Consider the following 19664-nt stretch of genomic DNA (forward strand, 5'->3'; position numbering starts at 1 on the left):
ATACACTAAAGCATTCATGCTGCATCAAGGAGCGGTGATGTATTACGGATTTGACATCGGTGGGACTAAAATTGCGTTAGGCGTATTCGATAATCAACGTCGTTTGCAATGGGAAACGCGCGTCCCTACGCCGCGTGACAGTTATGACGCTTTCCTTGATGCGGTGTGCAATTTGGTGCAGGAAGCAGACCAGCGGTTTGGCATTAAAGGTTCGGTTGGCATCGGCATTCCTGGTATGCCGGAAACGGAGGACGGTACGCTGTATGCAGCCAACGTTCCTGCTGCCAGTGGCAAACCGCTGCGGGCCGATCTCAGCGCACGACTGGATCGTGATGTGCGTCTGGATAATGACGCCAACTGTTTTGCACTCTCCGAAGCCTGGGACGATGAGTTCACCCAGTATCCGTTAGTGATGGGCTTAATCCTCGGCACCGGTGTCGGTGGTGGCCTGGTGCTTAACGGAAAGTCTATCACTGGACGTAGCTATATTACCGGCGAGTTCGGTCATATCCGTTTGCCTGTTGATGCGTTGACGTTGATGGGATTTGATTTCCCGCTGCGTCGTTGCGGATGTGGTCAACTGGGGTGCATCGAAAGTTATCTTTCCGGTGGCGGATTTGCGTGGTTGTACCAGCATTACTACCATCAACCTCTGGATGCCCGTGAAATTATCACCCTCTGGGAGCAAGGCGATGAACACGCGCATGCGCATGTAGAGCGTTATCTGGATTTGCTGGCCGTTTGCCTGGGGAATATCCTGACTATCGTCGATCCAGATTTAGTGGTGATTGGCGGTGGCTTGTCGAACTTTACCGCTATTACGACGCAACTGGCGGGCAGGCTGCCACGTCATTTGCTGCCCGTTGCCCGTGTGCCGCGTATTGAGCAGGCACGACACGGTGATGCGGGTGGGATGCGCGGAGCCGCTTTCCTACATCTTACCGATTAATACAAAGAGGTTGTTATGCTGTCGCGTCGGGGTCATCGATTAAGCCGTTTTCGTAAAAATAAACGCCATTTGCGCGATCGCCTGCGTCAACGGATCTTTTTCAGAGACAGAGTGGTGCCTGAACTGGTGGAAAAACCAAGGGTGTTAGTCCTGACTGGCGCGGGAATTTCCGCTGAATCAGGGATTCGTACCTTCCGTGCTGCGGATGGTCTTTGGGAAGAACATCGGGTTGAGGATGTGGCAACGCCGGAAGGATTTAGCCGTAATCCTGGACTGGTTCAGTCGTTTTATAACGCCCGTCGTCACCAGTTGCAACAGCCCGAAATTCAGCCAAACGCGGCGCATATTGCGTTGGCAAAACTCGAAGCCGAGCTGGGTGATCGCTTTCTACTGGTAACGCAAAATATTGATAATCTGCACGAACGTGCGGGAAGTCAGAACGTTATCCACATGCACGGCGAGCTTCTTAAGGTTCGCTGTTCGCAAAGCGGGCAGATTTTAGACTGGACAGGGGATGTCACGCCAGAAGACAAATGCCATTGCTGCCAGTTCCCTGCGCCCCTGCGACCGCACGTTGTCTGGTTTGGCGAAATGCCGCTGGGGATGGATGAAATTTATATGGCGCTGGCGATGGCAGATGTTTTCATTGCCATTGGCACGTCAGGGCATGTTTATCCGGCTGCGGGTTTTGTCCACGAAGCGCGTCTGCATGGGGCGCATACGGTGGAGTTAAATCTGGAGCCAAGCCAGGTGGGTAGCGAGTTCGAAGAGAAGTATTACGGCCCGGCAAGCCAGGTGGTACCCGAGTTTGTTGAGAAGTTATTGAAAGGTCTGTGAGCACGGATGGCGTAGGCCCGATAAGCGCAGTGCCATCGGGCAGTGATGATGCGCCGGATGCGACGCTGGCGCGTCTTATCCGGCCTACGAGGAGGGCAATTAGCGTCCTGCTTTCAGCTTCTGATAATACTCTTCATAGATGGCGCTGGCGGAACCAACATCGTTCTGCCATTCCCCTCTGTTGATGGTTTCTGCATCCGGGTACAGGGTTTTATCATTCGCGACTTCCGGACTTAGCAGCTTGCGTGCCGCCAGGTTTGGCGTTGGATAACCAATAGTTTCCGCCACTTCTTTCGCCACGTCCGGGCGTAGCAGGAAGTTAATCAGCTTCAGCGCACCTTCTTTGTTTTTAGCATTTGCCGGAATAGACAGGCTGTCCATCCAGAAAATCCCACCTTCTTTCGGCCAGACGACTTCCAGCGGTGTACCTGCCTGACGCGCAACATATGCGGAGCCGTTCCACACCATCCCCAGATTGACTTCACCTTCCATATACGGGTTGGCCGGGTTGTCAGAGTTAAACGCCGCAACGTTAGGCATTAGCTTCTTCAGCTCGTTATACGCAGCTTCAATCTCTTTCGGGTCGGTGGTATTGCCGGAGTATCCCAGCTTGCGCAGCGCCATCTGGAACACTTCGCGGGCATCATCCGTTAACAGCAGGCTGCCTTTGTATTCCGGTTTCCACAGGTCAGCCCAGCTGGTCACGGTTTTGGGATCAATGGCATCACTGTTAATACCAATGGCCGTTGCACCCCAGATATACGGGATTGAGTAGTCGTTGTTCGGGTCAAACGGCTTATTGAGCATTTCCGGATCGAGGTTGTGGAAGTTGGTTAACGTCGACTTGTCGATCTTCTGGATCATGCCTTCTTTACGCATTTTGTCGACGTAATAGGTGGAAGGCACCACCAGATCGTACGCACCGTCTTTATAGGTTTTGAGCTTGGCGTACATGGTTTCGTTCGACTCGTAGGTCGAATAGATTACCTTAATGCCGGTCTCTTTGGTGAACTGTTCCAGTAATCCTGGCGGAACGTATTCGGTCCAGTTGTAGAAATAAAGCGTGTTGTTGTCATTCGCGTGAGCGGCGCTCATGCCCAGTGCCAGAGCACCCGCCGCGAGCAGGTGGCGTGACCATTTTTTCATCATTTAACGTCCCCTGAATTAAGGGCCTTAACGGCCCTTGGTTTTATCACGTGCAATAAGCTGGCTGGCAATCACCATAACCAGCGACAGAACCAACAAAATGGTTGCCAGTGCATTCACCTCTGGTGATACACCGACTTTAACCATTGAGTAGATTTTTAATGGCAAAATTTCATAGCCGGGTCCGGTGACGAAGGACGAAACCACGACATCATCCATCGACAGCGTAAAACTTAGCAACCAACCTGCAGCTACCGCCGGCATGGCCAGTGGCAGAATGATCTTGCGCAGAATGGTCACTTCACTGGCACCCAGGTCTTTAGCTGCTTCAAGCATACGTACGTCAAAGCCTTTCAAACGTGAGTAGACCGTTACGACCACAAAAGGCAGGCAGAACGTGATATGTGAAAACAGCAGCGACCAGAAGCCCAGTTGAATGCCAATCAGCATAAACAGCACCAGCAGCGAAATTGCCATCACGATATCCGGCGACATCATCACCACAAACAACATGCCGCTGACAAATGGTTTGCCACGAAAACGGTAGCGATATAAAGCGACCGCAGTCAGTGAACCGATCAGGGTGGCAAAGGTCGCGGAGAGCACGGCCATCGTCAGTGAGTGCTGTGCCGCCTGCAGCAAACTGTCGTTGTTCATCAGCAGCCCGTACCATTTGGTGGTAAAACCCTGCCAGTTAATGCCGAAGCGCGAGCTGTTAAAGGAGTTCACAATCAAAATGATGATTGGAATATACAGATACGCGTAGATAGCGGTCATGAAACCGCCTCTGAGCAGCCGACCGATCATTCGAGTTCCACCTTCTTGTTCAGCAAGCGCGAGGCGCGCCAGTAGATCAGCAGCATCAGCCCCATCACAATGGTCAGCGTAATGCTGGTGGCGGCACCAAACGGCCAGTCGCGGATGTTCAGGAACTGCACTTTAATCACATTACCAATCAGCAGGTTTTTCGCCCCGCCCATTAAGTCGGATACGTAAAACAGCCCCATGGCTGGCAGCATAACCAACAGACATCCGGCGATAATTCCCGGCATCGTCAACGGAATAATGATGCGGGTGAAGGTCTGAAGTTTACTGGCACCCAAATCACGCGCGGCTTCCAGTAGCGGTTTATCGAGTTTTTCAATGCTGGAATAGAGCGGCATCACCATAAACGGCAGCAGGATGTACACCAGGCCGATAATCACCGCGCTGGGGGTAAACATGATACGAATAGGAGTATCGATAACGCCGAGCCACAACAGAAATTCGTTGAGATAGCCTTTGGTACTGAGGAAAATTTTGAGTCCGTAGATGCGGATAAGTGAGTTGGTCCAGAACGGAACAATCAGCAGGAACAGCAGCAGTGGACGCACTTTTTCCGGCAGTTTCACCAAAAACCAGGCAAACGGGTAGCCGAGTACCAGGCAGGCGAGCGTGGCAATCAGCGCCATATTGAGGGAATGAACCAGCACCTCAAAATAGAGCGGATCGAGCAGGCGTGTATAGTTTTCCAGCGTAAAGACCATTTTGACGAAATTGGCGTCGTCGCGGGTCAAAAAGCTGGTACCGATGATCATCAGGTTGGGCAGAAAGACAAACAACACAAGCCAACCGACAATGGTGACGATCACCACACTCTGGAATTTACTTGTGTTCTTCATCAGCCAGTACGACCTCCCAGCTTTCTACCCAGTTAATCGCCATTTTCTGGTCGAGAGAGTGGTCAAAGTCAGGATCGTCTTCGTTGAAGAATTCACTGACCATCACCATCTTGCCATTTTCCAGTTCCACAACCGACTCCAGCGTCATGCCTTTGTAGTTGCGTTCGCGCACGTAGCCGATCAGGCCTTCGATATGATTATCGTCGTTGATTTCATCCACGCGCAGATCTTCCGGGCGTAACAGAACGTGCAGTTTCTGTCCGGGAACCACCGCGAAGTTGACGTAAATATTGCACTCGCGGCCTTCAACGTTAGCACGAACGCGCTGCTCGTCCAGACGTTCTATCACCGTGGCGTTAAACATATTGATCTCGCCGATAAATCCGGCAACGAACAAATTTTTCGGCTCTTCGTAGATCTCGCGCGGTGTACCGTCCTGCTCAATCTTGCCGTCACGCATCACCACGATACGGTCTGACATCGTCAGCGCTTCTTCCTGATCGTGAGTGACAAAGACGAAAGTGATACCCAGCTTACGCTGTAACGCTTTCAGTTCGTTCTGCATCTGCTTGCGCAGTTTGTAGTCCAGCGCAGAGAGAGATTCATCTAACAGGAGTAAACGCGGTTTATTGACCACCGCACGGGCAATCGCCACGCGCTGCTGTTGGCCACCGGAGAGTTGATGCGGTTTTCGCTGAGCGAACTCTTCCAGTTGCACCATGCGCAGGGCTTCAGTAACGCGAGGAGGAATATCGGCTGCGGGGGTTTTCTGCATGCGTAAACCAAAGGCCACATTCTCATACACGGTCATGTGGGGGAATAACGCATAGCTTTGGAAGACGGTGTTCACGTAGCGGTTTTCCGCAGGAACGTGAGTGATGTCCTGGTTGTCCAACATAATATGACCGGAATCAACCGTTTCCAGACCGGCAATCAGGCGAAGAACGGTTGTTTTACCGCAGCCAGAGGGGCCGAGCAGCGTGAGAAATTCGCCATTGTTGATGGTCAAATCCAGGCTGGAAATCACCTCTTTGCCATCGAAACTTTTGCGAATTCCCGCTAATTGCACCAATGGAGAAAGCGAACGCGGTTGTTTATTCAATTTTTTACTCTGTCCCATGTAAACGCAACGGATGGCTGACCGATGCGGGGTTTGTGGTTAACCACCTTGATGACTCTTAATGAGGGCGGTTATTCTACGGCAAACCATTGTAATCGCCAATCCTTGTTGCGAATTACTGACTTAACCCTATAGTCAGAGGGGATGTCAGGGAGAAATATTCTCACTTGCGGGGATAAAAGTGACCTGACGCAATATTTGTCTTTTGTTGCTTATTGATAATGTTGTCACAAAAAGTGAGGGTGACTGCATGGATAAACTACTTGAGCGTTTTTTACACTACGTGTCGCTGGACACCCAATCAAAATCGGGCGTGCGGCAGGTACCCAGCACTGAAGGACAGTGGAAGTTATTGCAGTTGCTTAAGCAGCAACTCGAAGAGATGGGGCTGGTCAATATTACCTTGAGCGACAAGGGGACGTTGATGGCAACGTTGCCCGCTAACGTTGCAGGCAATATTCCCGCGATCGGTTTTATTTCCCATGTGGATACCTCACCGGATTTCAGCGGTAAAAACGTTAATCCGCAAATTGTCGAAAACTATCGCGGCGGCGATATTGCGCTCGGTATTGGCGATGAGGTTTTGTCGCCGGTGATGTTCCCGGTGCTGCATCAACTTCTGGGTCAGACGTTGATCACCACAGATGGCAAAACGCTGCTGGGTGCGGATGATAAAGCCGGTATCGCCGAAATCATGACCGCACTGGCTGTGTTGATACAAAAAGATATTCCGCATGGCGATATCCGCGTGGCCTTTACGCCAGATGAAGAGGTCGGTAAAGGCGCAAAGCATTTCGACGTTGCAGCATTTGATGCGCAGTGGGCCTATACCGTCGACGGTGGCGGCGTGGGCGAACTGGAGTTTGAAAACTTCAACGCCGCGTCGGTCAATATCAAGATCGTCGGTAACAATGTGCATCCGGGTACGGCAAAAGGGGTGATGGTGAACGCGCTGTCGCTGGCGGCTCGCATCCATGCCGAAGTTCCCGCCGATGAAAGCCCGGAAGCGACGGAAGGCTATGAAGGTTTTTACCATCTGGCAAGCATGAAAGGGACGGTTGATCGGGCTGATATGCACTACATTATCCGCGATTTTGACCGTAAGCAGTTTGAAGCGCGTAAACGCAAAATCATGGATATTGCCAAAAAGGTCGGTAAAGGGTTACATCCGGACTGCTATATCGAGCTGGTGATTGAAGACAGCTACTACAATATGCGTGAAAAAGTGATCGAGCATCCGCATGTGCTGGATATCGCCCAGCAGGCAATGCGCGATTGTGACATTGAGCCGGATCTTAAACCCATTCGTGGTGGTACCGACGGCGCGCAACTGTCGTTCATGGGATTACCTTGCCCGAATCTGTTCACCGGTGGCTATAACTACCATGGTAAGCATGAGTTTGTGACACTGGAAGGCATGGAAAAAGCCGTGCAGGTGATTGTGCGAATTGCGGAATTGACGGCGAAACAGTAGCCGCTTTTGCCGGTAGATGCCGGATGGCGCTTCGCTTATCCGGCCTACAAATATCGTATCCCGTAGGCCGGATAAGCGAAGCGCCATCCGGCGCACTCTCAATAGGTTACCCTTCGAAGAACCAGTATCCGCTATTCACCAGTGCGGCAAGCATGGCGAGGAAAGACGGATCTTCCAGTGCATCCTCAAAGTTTTCCGCTGTCAGAACAATATGGCTGGCGAGCGCATCCAGCGCCGGACGGTGAGGGGAGTCAATTTTCTCACCATTTACATAAACGTCATCGTCAATGCGCAGTACACGCAATCCACCCAGACGGACCAGGACATCGCCTTGCTTCAGGGCATCATAGATTTCGTCAGGCTGATAAGGCGGCTCAGGCGGCGCAACGTCCAGTTCATGACGCGACTGAGAGATAAACTCGCCAAACCACTGTTTAAAATGCTCCGGCTGGTTAATGAGCCCCAGCATCATTTCGCGCAGCTTGTCCATTTCCTGTGGCAGCACGTCTGCTGGATGGTCGCGCGGCGGTAGATCTGGATCGCTGTAGTACGTGCTACCCAGTTCGCGTTGCAGAACGTAATCCGCAAATCCGCTGATCAGCTCCCGGGTATTCGGTGCGCGGAAACCTACCGAGTAATTCATCGCGTTTTCTAACGCGTAGCCTTCGTGCGGGAATCCAGGTGGAATATACAGAATATCGCCTGGCTCCAGCTCTTCATCAATGATGGCTTCAAACGGATCAACCTGGAGCAGGTCAGGGTGCGGGCAATGCTGCTTCAACTGCAGTTTTTCACCCACACGCCAGCGACGGCGACCGGTTCCCTGGATGATGAACACATCATATTGATCCAGATGCGGGCCAACACCACCGCCGGGTACAGAAAATGAGATCATCAAATCGTCAATGCGCCAGTCCGGCAATTCACGGAATGGCCGCATCAGCGCGGCAGTTGGTTCGTGCCAGTGGTTTACGGCCTGGACCAGCAGTGACCAGTTGCTTTCACCAAGATGGTCATAGCTCTCGAAAGGACCGTGGCTAACCTGCCATTTGCCATCCTGGTGGCTGACCAACCGGCTGTCGACTTCGCTTTCCATTGCCAGCCCAGCCAGTTCGTCAGGGGAGAGTGGATCAATAAAGTTGTTAAAGCCGCGTTTTAAGACCACCGGGCGTTTTTGCCAGTGACGTTCAAGAAAATCGGGCCAGTTAAGAGTGAGTTGGTATTCCATAATGAGCATCCCGCAGGCTGGTATCTGCAACCGATTATAACGGATACTTAACCTCAAGCGTGAAGTCAGCACATATTTATTACATGTAAAGATTACTCGTCTTTTTGTCCCGGATGTTGGCGGCCGAAAATAACTTCCATGCGCGCTCCGCCCAGCAGACTGTCGCCAGCGATAATCTGCCCGTCATATTGCTCGGTGATCTCACGTGCGACAGCCAAACCCACGCCTTGCCCGGGGCGTAAGGTATCCACGCGCTGACCACGGTCGAACACCACTTCACGTTTACTGTGTGGAATACCGGGGCCGTCATCTTCTACCACAATGTGCAGATGGTCTTCCGTTAATTGCGCTGAGATCTCGACAAATTCCAGGCAATATTTACAGGCGTTATCCAGGACGTTGCCCAGCACTTCGACGAAATCGTTCTGTTCACCCACAAAGCTTGTCTCAGGCGAAATGTCGAGATTAATGTTAACCCCTTTACGCTGGTACACCTTGTTTAATGCAGAGGTCAGTTTATCCAGCAACGGTGCAACCGGATGCAATTCCCGGCTGAGAAGGGCGCTACTGCCGCGCATGCTGGCACGATGCAGATAATAGCCAATTTGCTGTGAAATACGGCTAATTTGCTCCAGCATGACGGGTTCAGCATCGCTCACGCTCATTTTCTCATTACGCATCGAGCGTAGCGTGCTTTGCAATACGGCCAACGGTGTTTTCAGGCTGTGGGTGAGGTCGGTTAACGTGGTACGGTATTTATCGTAGCGCTCACGTTCGCTCTTTAATAAGCGGTTGAGGTTACGCACCAGACTGGTGAGTTCACGCGTGGTGGCAGGATTAAGCATCTCGCGATGATGCTCTTCAAGCTCACGGACTTCGCGCGCCAGTGATTCGATAGGTCGCAGGCTCCACCAGGCTGCAACCCACAGCAACGGGATAACCAACAGTAAATTGGCAACCAGCACATAAATAAACCAGCTCCAGACCATATATGAGCGTTTGAGCTCAATAGGAATGGTATCAACAACCACAATGGTCAGTTGTGGCATTCTGGCGGTGGCAGGGTAGATGTTCACTGCCACGGAGTGGGTCATTTCTGCATTATCGTCATCTTCTCTGACTTCTCTTAGCTTCTGTTGCGCCGAATGATCCTCGCGTAGCAATGTGCTGGTGGCGTCGACATTGGCTTCAATCTCATGAAAACCATTTGTCTTTAGCCAGTCTGGTTGAATACGTTGTACCAGCCAGGGTACGTCGCGTTGGGCCCAGAGCAGCTTACCGTTTTCATTATAAATCAGCGACATTGTAGGGCTTTGCATATCGAGATTTTCAGGTAGCTCGACATTGATTTTGCCGTTTTCCCATTTCGCCAGGGTATAGAACAGATTACTTTCGCCACGTAGCAGACGAAATGTTGTTTTATCAAAGCTGACGCTATAGCCAACCAAAGCCACCATGCCGTAAGCCAGCGAGAGGACCAGTACAACGCCTGCGGTTGCCAGCAAAAAGCGCAGCCGCAGTGATAACGGGAAAAAATGACGCAGTAATTTATTCATCAGCGCAGTTCAAAAAGATAACCTTGCCCACGTACCGTGGTGATCACATCGTCCGGATATTGCGCCTGAATTTTCTTGCGCAGACGTCCCATTAAGACATCAATGGTGTGACTTTCACGCAGTTCAGCATCCGGGTAGAGCTGTAACATAAGCGAATCTTTACTAACGACTTTGCCGCTATTACGGATCAGCGTCTCCATAATGGTGTATTCGAACGCCGTGAGTTTGATCACTTCATCGTTCACGGACAGTTCGCGGCGAGAAAGGTCCACCTGAAATGGCGGAAGCGAGATTATCTGCGAGGCCAGACCACTATTGCGGCGCATCAATGCCTGCATTCTTGCAACCACTTCTTCAATGTGAAACGGTTTTGTGACGTAATCATCTGCACCGGCACTGAGCACTTCCACTTTGTCCTGCCAGCCTTCACGGGCAGTTAACACCAGAATGGGCAATGAAACGTCATTACTGCGCCAGCGGCGGATCAGTGACAGTCCGTCTTCATCGGGGAGTCCTAAATCGACGATCGCAATATCCGGCAAGTGTTCATTAAGAAAATAGTCTGCTTCCTTTGCATCTTCTGCATCATCCACCTGGTGGCCTAAATCCTGTAGCTGAACCTTAAGGTGGTGGCGTAATAATGCATTATCCTCAACAACCAGCACGCGCATCATTGTTTCTCCCTAAATTCATGGTACGAATAGTTTAACGCTGATTATGTGGCAGTGGGGATAAACATTTAATAAACCGGGGGAAGGGATGTTAATGCGGCGATAAAAAGCCGGAATCGCTTACGCTTATCCGGCTTCTGTTCAGCATCTGGCGGAGTGCAGATTACTTCAGTTCATCAACCATGGTGATGGCGCGACCAATGTAATTGGCCGGCGTCATGGCTTTCAGGCGGGTTTTCTCGTCTTCCGGCAGTGCCAGACCATCGATAAACTGCTTCATGCCTTCAGCGTCAACGCGTTTGCCGCGAGTCAGTTCTTTCAGCTTCTCGTACGGTTTTTCAATGCCATAGCGACGCATCACGGTCTGGATCGGCTCTGCCAGAACTTCCCAGTTATGATCCAGTTCATCCAGCAGATGATCGCGGTTCACTTCCAGTTTGCTCACACCCTTCAGCGTGGACTGATAGGCGATCAGCGCATAGCCAATGCCCACGCCCAGGTTACGCAGAACGGTTGAATCGGTCAGGTCGCGCTGCCAGCGGGAAACCGGCAGTTTGCTCGCCAGGTGTTGCAGAACCGCGTTAGACAGGCCCAGGTTACCCTCAGAGTTTTCGAAATCGATAGGGTTTACTTTGTGCGGCATGGTGGAAGAACCAATTTCACCGGCAACAGTTTTCTGCTTGAAGTGACCCAACGCAATGTAACCCCAGACGTCGCGATCGAAATCGATCAGAATGGTGTTAAAACGGGCGATGCAATCAAACAGCTCAGCAATGTAGTCGTGCGGCTCAATCTGCGTGGTGTAGGGGTTCCACTGGATGCCCAGCGAGGTGACGAACTCTTCGCTAAACTGATGCCAGTCAACTTCCGGGTAAGCGGCGATGTGGGCGTTATAGTTACCCACAGCACCGTTGATTTTACCGAGGATTTCAACCTGGTTGAGCTGGCGATACTGACGTTCCATGCGGTACGCCACGTTTGCCATCTCTTTGCCCATCGTTGACGGGGTGGCAGGTTGACCGTGAGTACGGGAGAGCAGGGGAATATCGCGATATTCAACAGAAAGCGCGGTGATGCCATCAATCAGTTGGCGCCAGTACGGCAGGACTACTTCGTCGCGCGCCGTTTTCAGCATCAGCGCGTGAGACAAGTTGTTGATGTCTTCTGAGGTGCATGCGAAGTGGATAAACTCGGAAACAGCGTGCAGTTCCGGGATATCCGCCACTTTTTCTTTCAGGAAATACTCAACTGCCTTCACGTCATGGTTGGTCGTACGCTCGATGGTTTTGATACGCGCAGCATCTTCTTCATTGAAGTTAGCGACGATCGCATCAAGGTAACCGATTGCGTCGGCAGCAAAAGCAGGAACTTCCTTGATCGCTGCGTGCGCGGCCAGTTTTTGCAGCCAGCGTACTTCAACCTGTACACGGAATTTCAGCAAACCGTATTCGCTGAAAATCCCGCGCAGCGCGCTGACTTTATCGCCGTAGCGTCCATCGACAGGGGAAACGGCGGTCAGTGAGGATAATTCCATAGATCACAACTCCGGGGTTAAATGAGCAAGAATTTGTTTTGCCTGAGTCGTCAGGCGATTACGAGAAAACATGAGTTGCAGACGGCCGCCACCTACCTGATGCCAGAGCACGGCAGCGCGAATGCCAGCCAGCAATGAAGCGCGTACTTTGGCCTGAACCTGTGGGCTCTGCAGGATAGCCGGGGAGCCAGTGACCTGAATACGCGGGCCGAGTGGGCTGATGACGTCAACATAAATGCCGGCCATCGCACTCATCAGTGTTTCTGACTGCAAATCAAAATGGTCCAGTTGGCGCTGCAAGCCGTTGATACGGTCTCCCAGCGTGTCCATGGCGCCTTTGGCGGCTGAAAGCTTACGCTCCAGTACCATCAGGCTTAATGTATAGCGGGTAAGTTCCGCGTTCAGCCCCTGACGGCTGCTGGCGTTGAGCACGCCGAGCATCGTTTCCAGACCGAGACGCAGGTTGGCCTCGCTGCCGCCAAACACGCCCAGCGTAGAGCTGGGATTCATGTCAATGACGCTGTTCAGTGAAACGTGTAATGCATCGGCATCACAATGCCCCTGGTGCGCCAGTTCTTGCACCAGGCGTGCCGACTGACAAATGCCTGCCAGGGCGAGGGTGATGTCATAATAATTCTTTGCCACGTTCACTGCTTCCTTGTATCAAATGTGTAAATAATTATACCGGCAGAGGCAATCGTTGTTCGATAATGCCGCCGCCGAGGCACACTTCGCCATTGTAAAAGACCGCCGACTGACCCGGCGTTACCGCCGCGACGGGTTCATCGAAAATGACTTCAATACGCTCGGCATCCAGTGCCTTAACGGTGCACGGAATGTCGGTCTGACGATAGCGGGTTTTCACCGTGCAGCGCATGGTGCCGGTGAACGGTTGACGGTCGACCCAATGTAATTGCTGTGCAATCAGGCCAACGGACATCAGGCGCGGGTGTTCATGACCCTGAGCGACAACCAGAATGTTGTTCTCAACGTCTTTATCCACCACATACCATGGATCTTCGGTACCTTCTTTTGTTCCGCCAATACCCAGACCTTTACGCTGCCCCAGGGTGTGATACATCAGCCCCTGATGCTGGCCAATTTCTTCACCGTCAACGGTAATGATCTTGCCGGGTTGTGCTGGCAGGTAACGACCGAGGAACTCACGGAACTTACGTTCACCGATGAAGCAGATGCCGGTGGAGTCTTTTTTCTTCGCAGTAACCAGACCCAGATCTTCGGCAATTTTACGTACCTGCGGTTTTTCCAGTTCGCCAACCGGGAACAGGCTTTGCGCGATTTGCTCATGGCCGAGGGTATAGAGGAAATAGCTTTGGTCTTTATTGCCATCAAGCCCACGCAGCAATCGACTTTTACCGTCGACATCCGCGCGACGCACGTAGTGACCGGTGGCGATGTAATCGGCACCTAAATCTTCAGCGGCAAATTCGAGGAAGGCTTTAAACTTAATTTCTTTGTTGCACAGAATATCCGGGTTCGGCGTACGACCCGCTTTGTACTCTTCAAGGAACAGTTCAAAGACGTTGTCCCAATATTCTGCGGCAAAGTTGACGGTATGCAGCTCAATGCCGAGTTTGTCACAGACAGCCTGAGCATCCGCAAGGTCGGCGGCTGCTGTGCAATATTCCTCGCCATCGTCCTCTTCCCAGTTCTTCATGAACAGGCCTTCTACCTGATAACCCTGTTGTTGCAACAGCCAGGCAGAAACGGAGGAATCGACACCGCCGGACATGCCGACGATCACTTTTTTTGGGCTTTCAGACATAGGAATACTCACGACATTGAACTTCAAGGCGGCATATTCTAGCACGCAGCCCCTTACTTGACACCCTCTGTAAACGGCCAGTTAAATTCACCGATCATCGCCAGCGGGTAGCGTTGTCCGCTCTGGTAGCAGCGAATGCTCTCCGCAACCAGCGGTGAGCGCAGGTTTGGCGCGCAGAGAACCTCTTCTGCGCTGACCCAGTGACAGCAATCTATATCGCTGTCATGAGGTTCGGTAGCGCACATATTGGCAAGCTCGATAGAAAACAGAAAACGTAAAAAGGGCGTTTTATCCGGCGCAATCCATTGATGCATTCGAATGAAATGCTGTGGCTGTGCGTGGATACCTGTCTCTTCCCAGAGCTCGCGCGCGGCGGCCTGCACTAACGTCTCATCCGCTTCCAGATGTCCTGCTGGTTGATTCCACAAGGCTTTGCCATTGATTGTTTCCTCAACGACCAAAAACTTATCTTCTGCATGCACAATGCAGGCGACCGTGACGTGCGGTTTGAACATACCTGTTCCTTATTCAGTTAGTTACATCCCGCCATTGACCATTGGCGAGATTATCCAGTGTGTAATCCCCCATGGCGTAGCGAATGAGACGCAGCGTCGGGAATCCAACGTGGGCTGTCATGCGGCGAACCTGGCGGTTGCGGCCTTCATATAAGATCACTTTCAGCCAGGTGGTGGGGATATTTTTCCGCTCCCGAATGGGCGGGTTTCTCGGCCACAGCCATGCAGGCTCTTCTACCACTTCAACGCCTGCGGGCAGCGTGGGGCCATCGTTAAGCGTTACGCCTGTGCGTAGCGCATCCAGCGCTTCTGCAGTTGGCTCGCCTTCAACCTGCACGTAATAAATTTTCCCGGTGCGCTTTCCGGGTTGTGTTAAACGGGCCTGCAGTGCACCGTCATTGGTCAGCACCAAAAGCCCTTCACTGTCCCGGTCGAGTCGGCCCGCAGCATAGATTCCCGGCACGGGAATAAAATCTTTTAACGTGCTTCTGCCTGCCTCGTCCGTAAATTGCGGCAAAACATCGTAGGGTTTATTGAACAAAACCACGCGTTTTGGCTGGTTTTCTTTACGCTGCCTGGTGACTTGTCGTGAGCTGAATCGCTCAACCCGGTGATTTCTAAAAGAAGTTTTTTGCATGGTATTTTCAGATTATATCAATTGCCGCATTATAGCCTAAGAACGAGTGTCTTTCATGGCGGCAAACATTAGGGTAGTATTGACATGCTCATTACAAAACATTAACAAAAAATTGCTCTAACGCATTCGTGCAGCAGGACGCAAACGCACATGCAGCGCGATGACAGACGAGCAGAACCAGAAGCGCTCGAAGGAGAGGTGAATGGAAAGCAAAGTAGTTGTTCCGGCGGAAGGTAAGAAGATCACCCTGCAAAACGGCAAACTCAACGTTCCTGAAAATCCGATTATCCCGTTCATTGAAGGCGACGGTATCGGCGTTGATGTAACCCCACCGATGATCAAAGTTGTCGATGCTGCTGTCGAGAAAGCCTATAAAGGCGAGCGTAAAATCTCCTGGATGGAAATCTACACCGGTGAGAAATCCACTCAGGTTTATGGCCAGGACGTCTGGCTGCCTGCTGAAACCCTTGATCTTATTCGTGAATATCGTGTTGCCATCAAAGGCCCACTGACCACTCCAGTTGGCGGCGGTATTCGCTCTCTGAACGTTGCCCTGCGTCAGGAACTTGACCTGTATGTCTGCCTGCGTCCGGTGCGTTATTACCAGGGTACACCTAGCCCGGTTAAACACCCAGAACTGACCGACATGGTCATCTTCCGTGAAAACTCAGAAGATATCTATGCGGGGATTGAGTGGAAAGCTGACTCCGCTGATGCTGAGAAAGTGATTAAATTCCTGCGCGAAGAGATGGGCGTGAAGAAAATCCGCTTCCCGGAACATTGCGGTATCGGTATCAAGCCGTGTTCCGAAGAAGGGACCAAGCGTCTGGTTCGTGCAGCGATTGAGTACGCCATCGCTAACGATCGTGATTCTGTTACCCTGGTTCATAAAGGTAACATTATGAAATTCACCGAAGGCGCGTTCAAAGACTGGGGTTACCAGTTGGCGCGTGAAGAGTTCGGTGGTGAACTGATTGATGGCGGTCCGTGGGTTAAAATCAAGAACCCGAAAACTGGTAAAGAGATCGTGGTTAAGGACGTTATCGCCGATGCGTTCCTGCAACAGATCCTGCTGCGTCCCGCTGAGTACGATGTTATCGCGTGTATGAACCTGAACGGTGACTACATCTCCGATGCGCTGGCAGCACAGGTTGGTGGTATTGGTATCGCACCGGGTGCCAACATTGGTGACGAATGTGCGCTGTTTGAAGCAACCCACGGTACTGCACCGAAGTACGCAGGCCAGGATAAAGTGAACCCAGGTTCCATCATCCTGTCTGCAGAAATGATGCTGCGCCACATGGGTTGGGTTGAAGCGGCTGACCTGATTGTTAAAGGTATGGAAGGCGCGATTAACGCGAAAACCGTCACTTACGATTTCGAACGTCTGATGGACGGCGCTAAGCTGCTGAAATGTTCAGAGTTTGGTGACGCGATCATCGAAAACATGTAATCCAGATTCTGGGTTGTGTGAGAACGGGAACCGGGTGGTTCCCGTTTTTTTTTCAATGGAATTCGGTGGCGATTAAAACCGCTTTAAACCTGCCGGGGCTCTACGCCAGATTTGTATTTTTTACCCTCATGGTATTTGTGATTAGTGTTGGCGAACACAAATTGATATTTACGTCTGGTCTGTAAGCTCAATGACGCGGTTCTTGCCAGGATATCTCGACCCGACAAGCAATCATATTTTTTATAGATGAGCTGCAAAACCAGGTTCTGGTGATTCATTGCACAGCACTCATTCGATGAGAGGCGTGAAACCCTCTGCCGGAAAAACAATATCCTGCTGTTGCCTGAAAAAATAGACCTTTATATTTATGTGTGTTTATTTTTACCACTTAAACAGGCAGCTTATTTTTTGTACGGTGGTAGCGAAATTTACTGTGTCGCAAATAACAGCAATGGCCTTTTTTAAGCAATGTCAAAAAATAAATTTAGATTAACTCTTTGATTTTAATGGGCTAAAAGATGGGGATGCTTACAGTATCAATAATCGCTGGGCAGCATGTGTAAATAGCATAATAACTAAATTATAATTCTCTTACATTCGATAGATTGGTGAGGTTAGAATGCGGTTAATTGTCATGTTGTTAAGCTTTGTCGTCACTACCCAGGCCTGGGCCGGTGAACTTTCCAAACCTGTCGGTAAAGTCCTTTTAACAGTGTCCGGTAATATAGAAAATACCAATGAAGACGGGAAAGCCATTTTTGATATCGCCAGTCTCGAGAATCTGGGCACGGTAAGTTTCCAGACCTCCTCACCCTGGTATAATGGACGCACTACCTTTACGGGTATCTCACTGCAAAAGCTCATGGATTATGTCGGGGCAAAAGGTTCTGTTGTTAAAGTCACTGCGCTCAATGACTACACCACCGTTATCCCACTCAGTGATTTCAAAAAATATAATGTTATTCTTGCTCTAAAAATCAACGGAGAATATATGCGCATCCGTGATAAAGGCCCACTATTCATCGTGTATCCCTATGACAGCATTCCTGAACTGAATAATCAGATTTTTTATTCAAGGTCAGCATGGCAGGTCAGCTCAATGAAAATTGAGTAGGGGTTCAGAGGACCATCATGAACAGAATACTGGCTGGCATTATATTCTTCCTTTTTATATCTACCGGATATATATCTTTTCTTGTGCACGAAAGACAACAAGAACTACAGAAACTGACTCACTACACCGACTCATGGTCTGCTGTTCAAATGGTATCAGAATATTACCGATTTGAATCGTGGCTTGGTCTCTACATTAGTGATGATACGATGACGCTCGATGCTGTGCGCCTGCGTCTCGATATTATGCTCAGCCAGAGCGATTTAATAAAGGAAGGTGATTTAGGGCATTATATAGAGAGCAATCAAGCGCATTATGAACTGGCTATACAGCTTGAAAAAATGCTTAATTATCTGGATGTTCATCTTGAGAAAATGAATCGTTCAGAACTCAAGGCATACCTGAAAGAAATGCATGCGCTTGATGCACCGCTAGCCCGTCTTTCATCCGGTGCGTTAGATAAAGATGTTAGCTCGATTAATAATACAAATATTAATATTCAAACCCTGTATTATATTTATTCAGCTATTTCAGTATTGCTTATAATATTGAGTGCGATACTGGGGGTTCTGATTTTTTTTCAGAACAGAAACATTTTGAGAGCACATCTCCAGGTTAAGTGCCTTGCTGAGGAACTTCAGGAATCTAAAGAAAAACTGCAGATCCAGAATGCAAAACTGGAGTATGACGTCTATCACGACTCTCTCACCGAGATGAACAATCGCCAGTTGTTCTGGGGGGATTTAAATAAAACCATCGAGATGGCAGAAAAAAACAATGACTCTGTGACGGTGATGTTGTTCGATTTAGATCGATTCAAAGAGGTAAATGATACGTATGGCCATGATGCCGGTGATATGTTATTACGTCAGATATCCCATCGTTTGATTTCTATGAGCCAGGGTTCCGACACGCTATATCGTTTAGGCGGCGATGAGTTTGCTTTTCTTTCGAGCGGTCTGACAGAGAGTCATGCTGTTTCCCGAGCCCAAAAAATATGTGATTTTATCAACCAACCCTACACTATTTATAACGCAATTATAAATATAACCACTTGTGTTGGTATTGTTATCTCTGAAACTGAACGCCGTTCCGACTATCTTTATAAATTTGCCGATCTGGCGCTTTATGAAGCGAAAAATGAAGGCTCGGGTAAAATAAAAGTCTTCCGACAGCGGATGTTAGAAAAGCTGCAAGAAAGCAGAACTCTTGAGCATGATATGGCAATGGCCATAGTGAATAAAGAATTCGTGGTTTATTATCAGCCTATTGTCGATTCTTTCAGCCAGGAAATTTACAGCTATGAAGCCCTTATTCGTTGGATACATCCTCTAAAAGGGCTTCTGTCGCCGGATAGTTTTATTCCTGTTGCAGAAAAAACAGGAATGATTAACGAGATGGGAAAATCTGTGCTTGAAATTGCATGCAGGGAAGCAGCGTCCTGGACCGTACCGGTTAAAATTTCAGTCAATGTTTCACCTGTCCAGCTAAGCAGCAAGGCCTTTGCCGGAATCGTGCTGTCCATTCTGAAAGAAACCGGACTTCCGGCAGACCGTCTCGAGCTGGAAGTGACGGAATCCTCTCTCTTTACGGAGAGCAATACGCCGATGAATACGCTTAACAAGCTCAGAGCTCTGGGGGTAAAAATCTCCATCGATGATTTTGGTACCGGATACTCTTCTCTTTCGCGACTGAGTCGGCTTGCTTTCGATAAAATCAAAATAGACAAGTCCTTTGTGCATTCGATATCTACGCAGGAAGACGCCCTTAATATCATCAGGCTTATTACTGGTATGGCGAAATCGCTGAATATGAAAGCTGTTGCAGAAGGTGTCGAAACAGAGGAACAGCTGGCGAGCCTTCAGGCTTTGGGCTGCGATTTCGCGCAAGGGTATCTGTTTGGTAAACCGCAGCCGGGTATCAATGGGAAAATCAGAAACGGTTAAATAACGCCCGTTCCTCGTGCCCTGGCGATATGCTAAA

Annotated in this window: 18 protein-coding genes; 6 read left to right on the forward strand and 12 right to left on the reverse strand. The window is 50.2% G+C overall.

The features are described 5' to 3' along the window. The first annotated feature begins 37 nt into the window (after positions 1-37). Positions 38-949, forward strand: coding sequence for an N-acetylglucosamine kinase (gene nagK / locus OGY19_RS07645; RefSeq protein ID WP_048211952.1), 912 nt, complete (start codon positions 38-40; stop codon positions 947-949). A 15-nt stretch (positions 950-964) separates the two neighbouring features. After that, entirely contained in the window at positions 965-1786 is an 822-nt protein-coding gene (gene cobB / locus OGY19_RS07650; protein ID WP_040231971.1) for a Sir2 family NAD+-dependent deacetylase, read from the forward strand. Between the two features lie 99 nt (positions 1787-1885). Here cobB and potD read toward each other — a convergent pair whose 3' ends face one another. From potD to potA, 4 genes are read right to left on the reverse strand one after another with little or no spacing between them, the layout of a single operon-like run. Then, the gene (gene potD, locus OGY19_RS07655) at positions 1886-2932 is read right to left on the reverse strand and encodes a spermidine/putrescine ABC transporter substrate-binding protein PotD (protein ID WP_115602420.1); all 1047 of its coding nucleotides are present in this window, start codon (positions 2930-2932) and stop codon (positions 1886-1888) included. 27 nt (positions 2933-2959) lie between these two features. After that, positions 2960-3739: a spermidine/putrescine ABC transporter permease PotC gene (gene potC / locus OGY19_RS07660; protein WP_003030794.1), complete on the reverse strand. Its 780-nt coding sequence runs from the start codon at positions 3737-3739 to the stop codon at positions 2960-2962. Continuing rightward, positions 3736-4593, reverse strand: coding sequence for a spermidine/putrescine ABC transporter permease PotB (gene potB / locus OGY19_RS07665; protein ID WP_003030793.1), 858 nt, complete (start codon positions 4591-4593; stop codon positions 3736-3738). Before potB ends, potC begins: the two co-directional genes overlap by 4 nt. Continuing rightward, positions 4577-5713, reverse strand: coding sequence for a spermidine/putrescine ABC transporter ATP-binding protein PotA (gene potA, locus OGY19_RS07670; RefSeq protein ID WP_048211951.1), 1137 nt, complete (start codon positions 5711-5713; stop codon positions 4577-4579). Before potA ends, potB begins: the two co-directional genes overlap by 17 nt. A gap of 250 nt (positions 5714-5963) precedes the next feature. On the opposite strand from potA, the gene pepT reads away from it, so the two are divergent. Further along, positions 5964-7187: a peptidase T gene (gene pepT, locus OGY19_RS07675; protein ID WP_005121077.1), complete on the forward strand. Its 1224-nt coding sequence runs from the start codon at positions 5964-5966 to the stop codon at positions 7185-7187. A 106-nt stretch (positions 7188-7293) separates the two neighbouring features. Here the strand turns inward: pepT and roxA are convergent, their stop codons facing one another. The 8 genes from roxA to rluE form a co-directional block, all read right to left on the reverse strand. Next, complete coding sequence (gene roxA / locus OGY19_RS07680; protein WP_048211950.1) at positions 7294-8415, reverse strand: [50S ribosomal protein L16]-arginine 3-hydroxylase; 1122 nt, start codon at positions 8413-8415, stop codon at positions 7294-7296. Positions 8416-8507: 92 nt separating this feature from the next. Continuing rightward, a complete protein-coding gene (phoQ, locus tag OGY19_RS07685; protein WP_048211949.1) occupies positions 8508-9971 on the reverse strand; it encodes a two-component system sensor histidine kinase PhoQ in 1464 nt (487 codons plus the stop codon). Then, positions 9971-10642, reverse strand: coding sequence for a two-component system response regulator PhoP (gene phoP / locus OGY19_RS07690; RefSeq protein ID WP_061068817.1), 672 nt, complete (start codon positions 10640-10642; stop codon positions 9971-9973). The genes phoQ and phoP overlap by 1 nt, the downstream gene beginning before the upstream one ends. A 163-nt stretch (positions 10643-10805) precedes the next feature. After that, positions 10806-12176, reverse strand: coding sequence for an adenylosuccinate lyase (gene purB / locus OGY19_RS07695; protein ID WP_005120992.1), 1371 nt, complete (start codon positions 12174-12176; stop codon positions 10806-10808). A 3-nt stretch (positions 12177-12179) separates the two neighbouring features. Then, complete coding sequence (gene hflD / locus OGY19_RS07700; RefSeq protein WP_016153409.1) at positions 12180-12821, reverse strand: high frequency lysogenization protein HflD; 642 nt, start codon at positions 12819-12821, stop codon at positions 12180-12182. 34 nt (positions 12822-12855) lie between these two features. Then, positions 12856-13962 carry a tRNA 2-thiouridine(34) synthase MnmA gene (gene mnmA / locus OGY19_RS07705; RefSeq protein WP_048212599.1) on the reverse strand — a complete coding sequence of 369 codons (1107 nt, stop codon included), beginning with the start codon at positions 13960-13962 and terminating at the stop codon, positions 12856-12858. Between the two features lie 53 nt (positions 13963-14015). Further along, complete coding sequence (locus OGY19_RS07710) at positions 14016-14477, reverse strand: NUDIX hydrolase (protein ID WP_048211947.1); 462 nt, start codon at positions 14475-14477, stop codon at positions 14016-14018. 13 nt (positions 14478-14490) lie between these two features. Continuing rightward, on the reverse strand, positions 14491-15114 hold the full coding sequence (gene rluE / locus OGY19_RS07715; RefSeq protein ID WP_115602173.1) for a 23S rRNA pseudouridine(2457) synthase RluE: 624 nt from the start codon (positions 15112-15114) through the stop codon (positions 14491-14493). A 202-nt stretch (positions 15115-15316) separates the two neighbouring features. Here rluE and icd point away from each other — a divergent pair, with 202 nt between their 5' ends. From icd to OGY19_RS07730, 3 genes are all read left to right on the forward strand, one after another. Further along, entirely contained in the window at positions 15317-16567 is a 1251-nt protein-coding gene (icd, locus tag OGY19_RS07720; protein ID WP_003030769.1) for an NADP-dependent isocitrate dehydrogenase, read from the forward strand. Positions 16568-17186: 619 nt separating this feature from the next. After that, entirely contained in the window at positions 17187-17681 is a 495-nt protein-coding gene (locus OGY19_RS07725) for a putative pterin-binding protein (protein ID WP_115602172.1), read from the forward strand. A gap of 17 nt (positions 17682-17698) precedes the next feature. Further along, positions 17699-19627 (forward strand): putative bifunctional diguanylate cyclase/phosphodiesterase, encoded by a 1929-nt coding sequence (locus OGY19_RS07730; RefSeq protein WP_048211944.1) that lies wholly within the window; start codon positions 17699-17701, stop codon positions 19625-19627. The last annotated feature ends 37 nt before the right edge of the window (positions 19628-19664 follow it).

This window comes from Citrobacter sp. Cy070, from assembly GCF_030332245.1.
GTDB classification, from domain to species: Bacteria; Pseudomonadota; Gammaproteobacteria; order Enterobacterales; family Enterobacteriaceae; genus Citrobacter; species Citrobacter youngae.

Excerpts from the sequence above, each read along its gene's own strand:
- cobB (WP_040231971.1), top strand. The coding sequence starts at position 965 with ATGCTGTCGCGTCGGGGTCATCGATTAAGCCGTTTTCGTAAAAATAAA.
- mnmA (WP_048212599.1), bottom strand. The coding sequence starts at position 13,962 with ATGTCTGAAAGCCCAAAAAAAGTGATCGTCGGCATGTCCGGCGGTGTC.
- potC (WP_003030794.1), bottom strand. The coding sequence starts at position 3,739 with ATGATCGGTCGGCTGCTCAGAGGCGGTTTCATGACCGCTATCTACGCG.
- icd (WP_003030769.1), top strand. The coding sequence starts at position 15,317 with ATGGAAAGCAAAGTAGTTGTTCCGGCGGAAGGTAAGAAGATCACCCTG.
- purB (WP_005120992.1), bottom strand. The coding sequence starts at position 12,176 with ATGGAATTATCCTCACTGACCGCCGTTTCCCCTGTCGATGGACGCTAC.
- potB (WP_003030793.1), bottom strand. The coding sequence starts at position 4,593 with ATGAAGAACACAAGTAAATTCCAGAGTGTGGTGATCGTCACCATTGTC.
- potA (WP_048211951.1), bottom strand. The coding sequence starts at position 5,713 with ATGGGACAGAGTAAAAAATTGAATAAACAACCGCGTTCGCTTTCTCCA.
- OGY19_RS07730 (WP_048211944.1), top strand. The coding sequence starts at position 17,699 with ATGAACAGAATACTGGCTGGCATTATATTCTTCCTTTTTATATCTACC.
- phoP (WP_061068817.1), bottom strand. The coding sequence starts at position 10,642 with ATGCGCGTGCTGGTTGTTGAGGATAATGCATTATTACGCCACCACCTT.
- OGY19_RS07725 (WP_115602172.1), top strand. The coding sequence starts at position 17,187 with ATGCGGTTAATTGTCATGTTGTTAAGCTTTGTCGTCACTACCCAGGCC.
- OGY19_RS07710 (WP_048211947.1), bottom strand. The coding sequence starts at position 14,477 with ATGTTCAAACCGCACGTCACGGTCGCCTGCATTGTGCATGCAGAAGAT.
- nagK (WP_048211952.1), top strand. The coding sequence starts at position 38 with ATGTATTACGGATTTGACATCGGTGGGACTAAAATTGCGTTAGGCGTA.
- rluE (WP_115602173.1), bottom strand. The coding sequence starts at position 15,114 with ATGCAAAAAACTTCTTTTAGAAATCACCGGGTTGAGCGATTCAGCTCA.
- phoQ (WP_048211949.1), bottom strand. The coding sequence starts at position 9,971 with ATGAATAAATTACTGCGTCATTTTTTCCCGTTATCACTGCGGCTGCGC.
- pepT (WP_005121077.1), top strand. The coding sequence starts at position 5,964 with ATGGATAAACTACTTGAGCGTTTTTTACACTACGTGTCGCTGGACACC.
- potD (WP_115602420.1), bottom strand. The coding sequence starts at position 2,932 with ATGAAAAAATGGTCACGCCACCTGCTCGCGGCGGGTGCTCTGGCACTG.
- roxA (WP_048211950.1), bottom strand. The coding sequence starts at position 8,415 with ATGGAATACCAACTCACTCTTAACTGGCCCGATTTTCTTGAACGTCAC.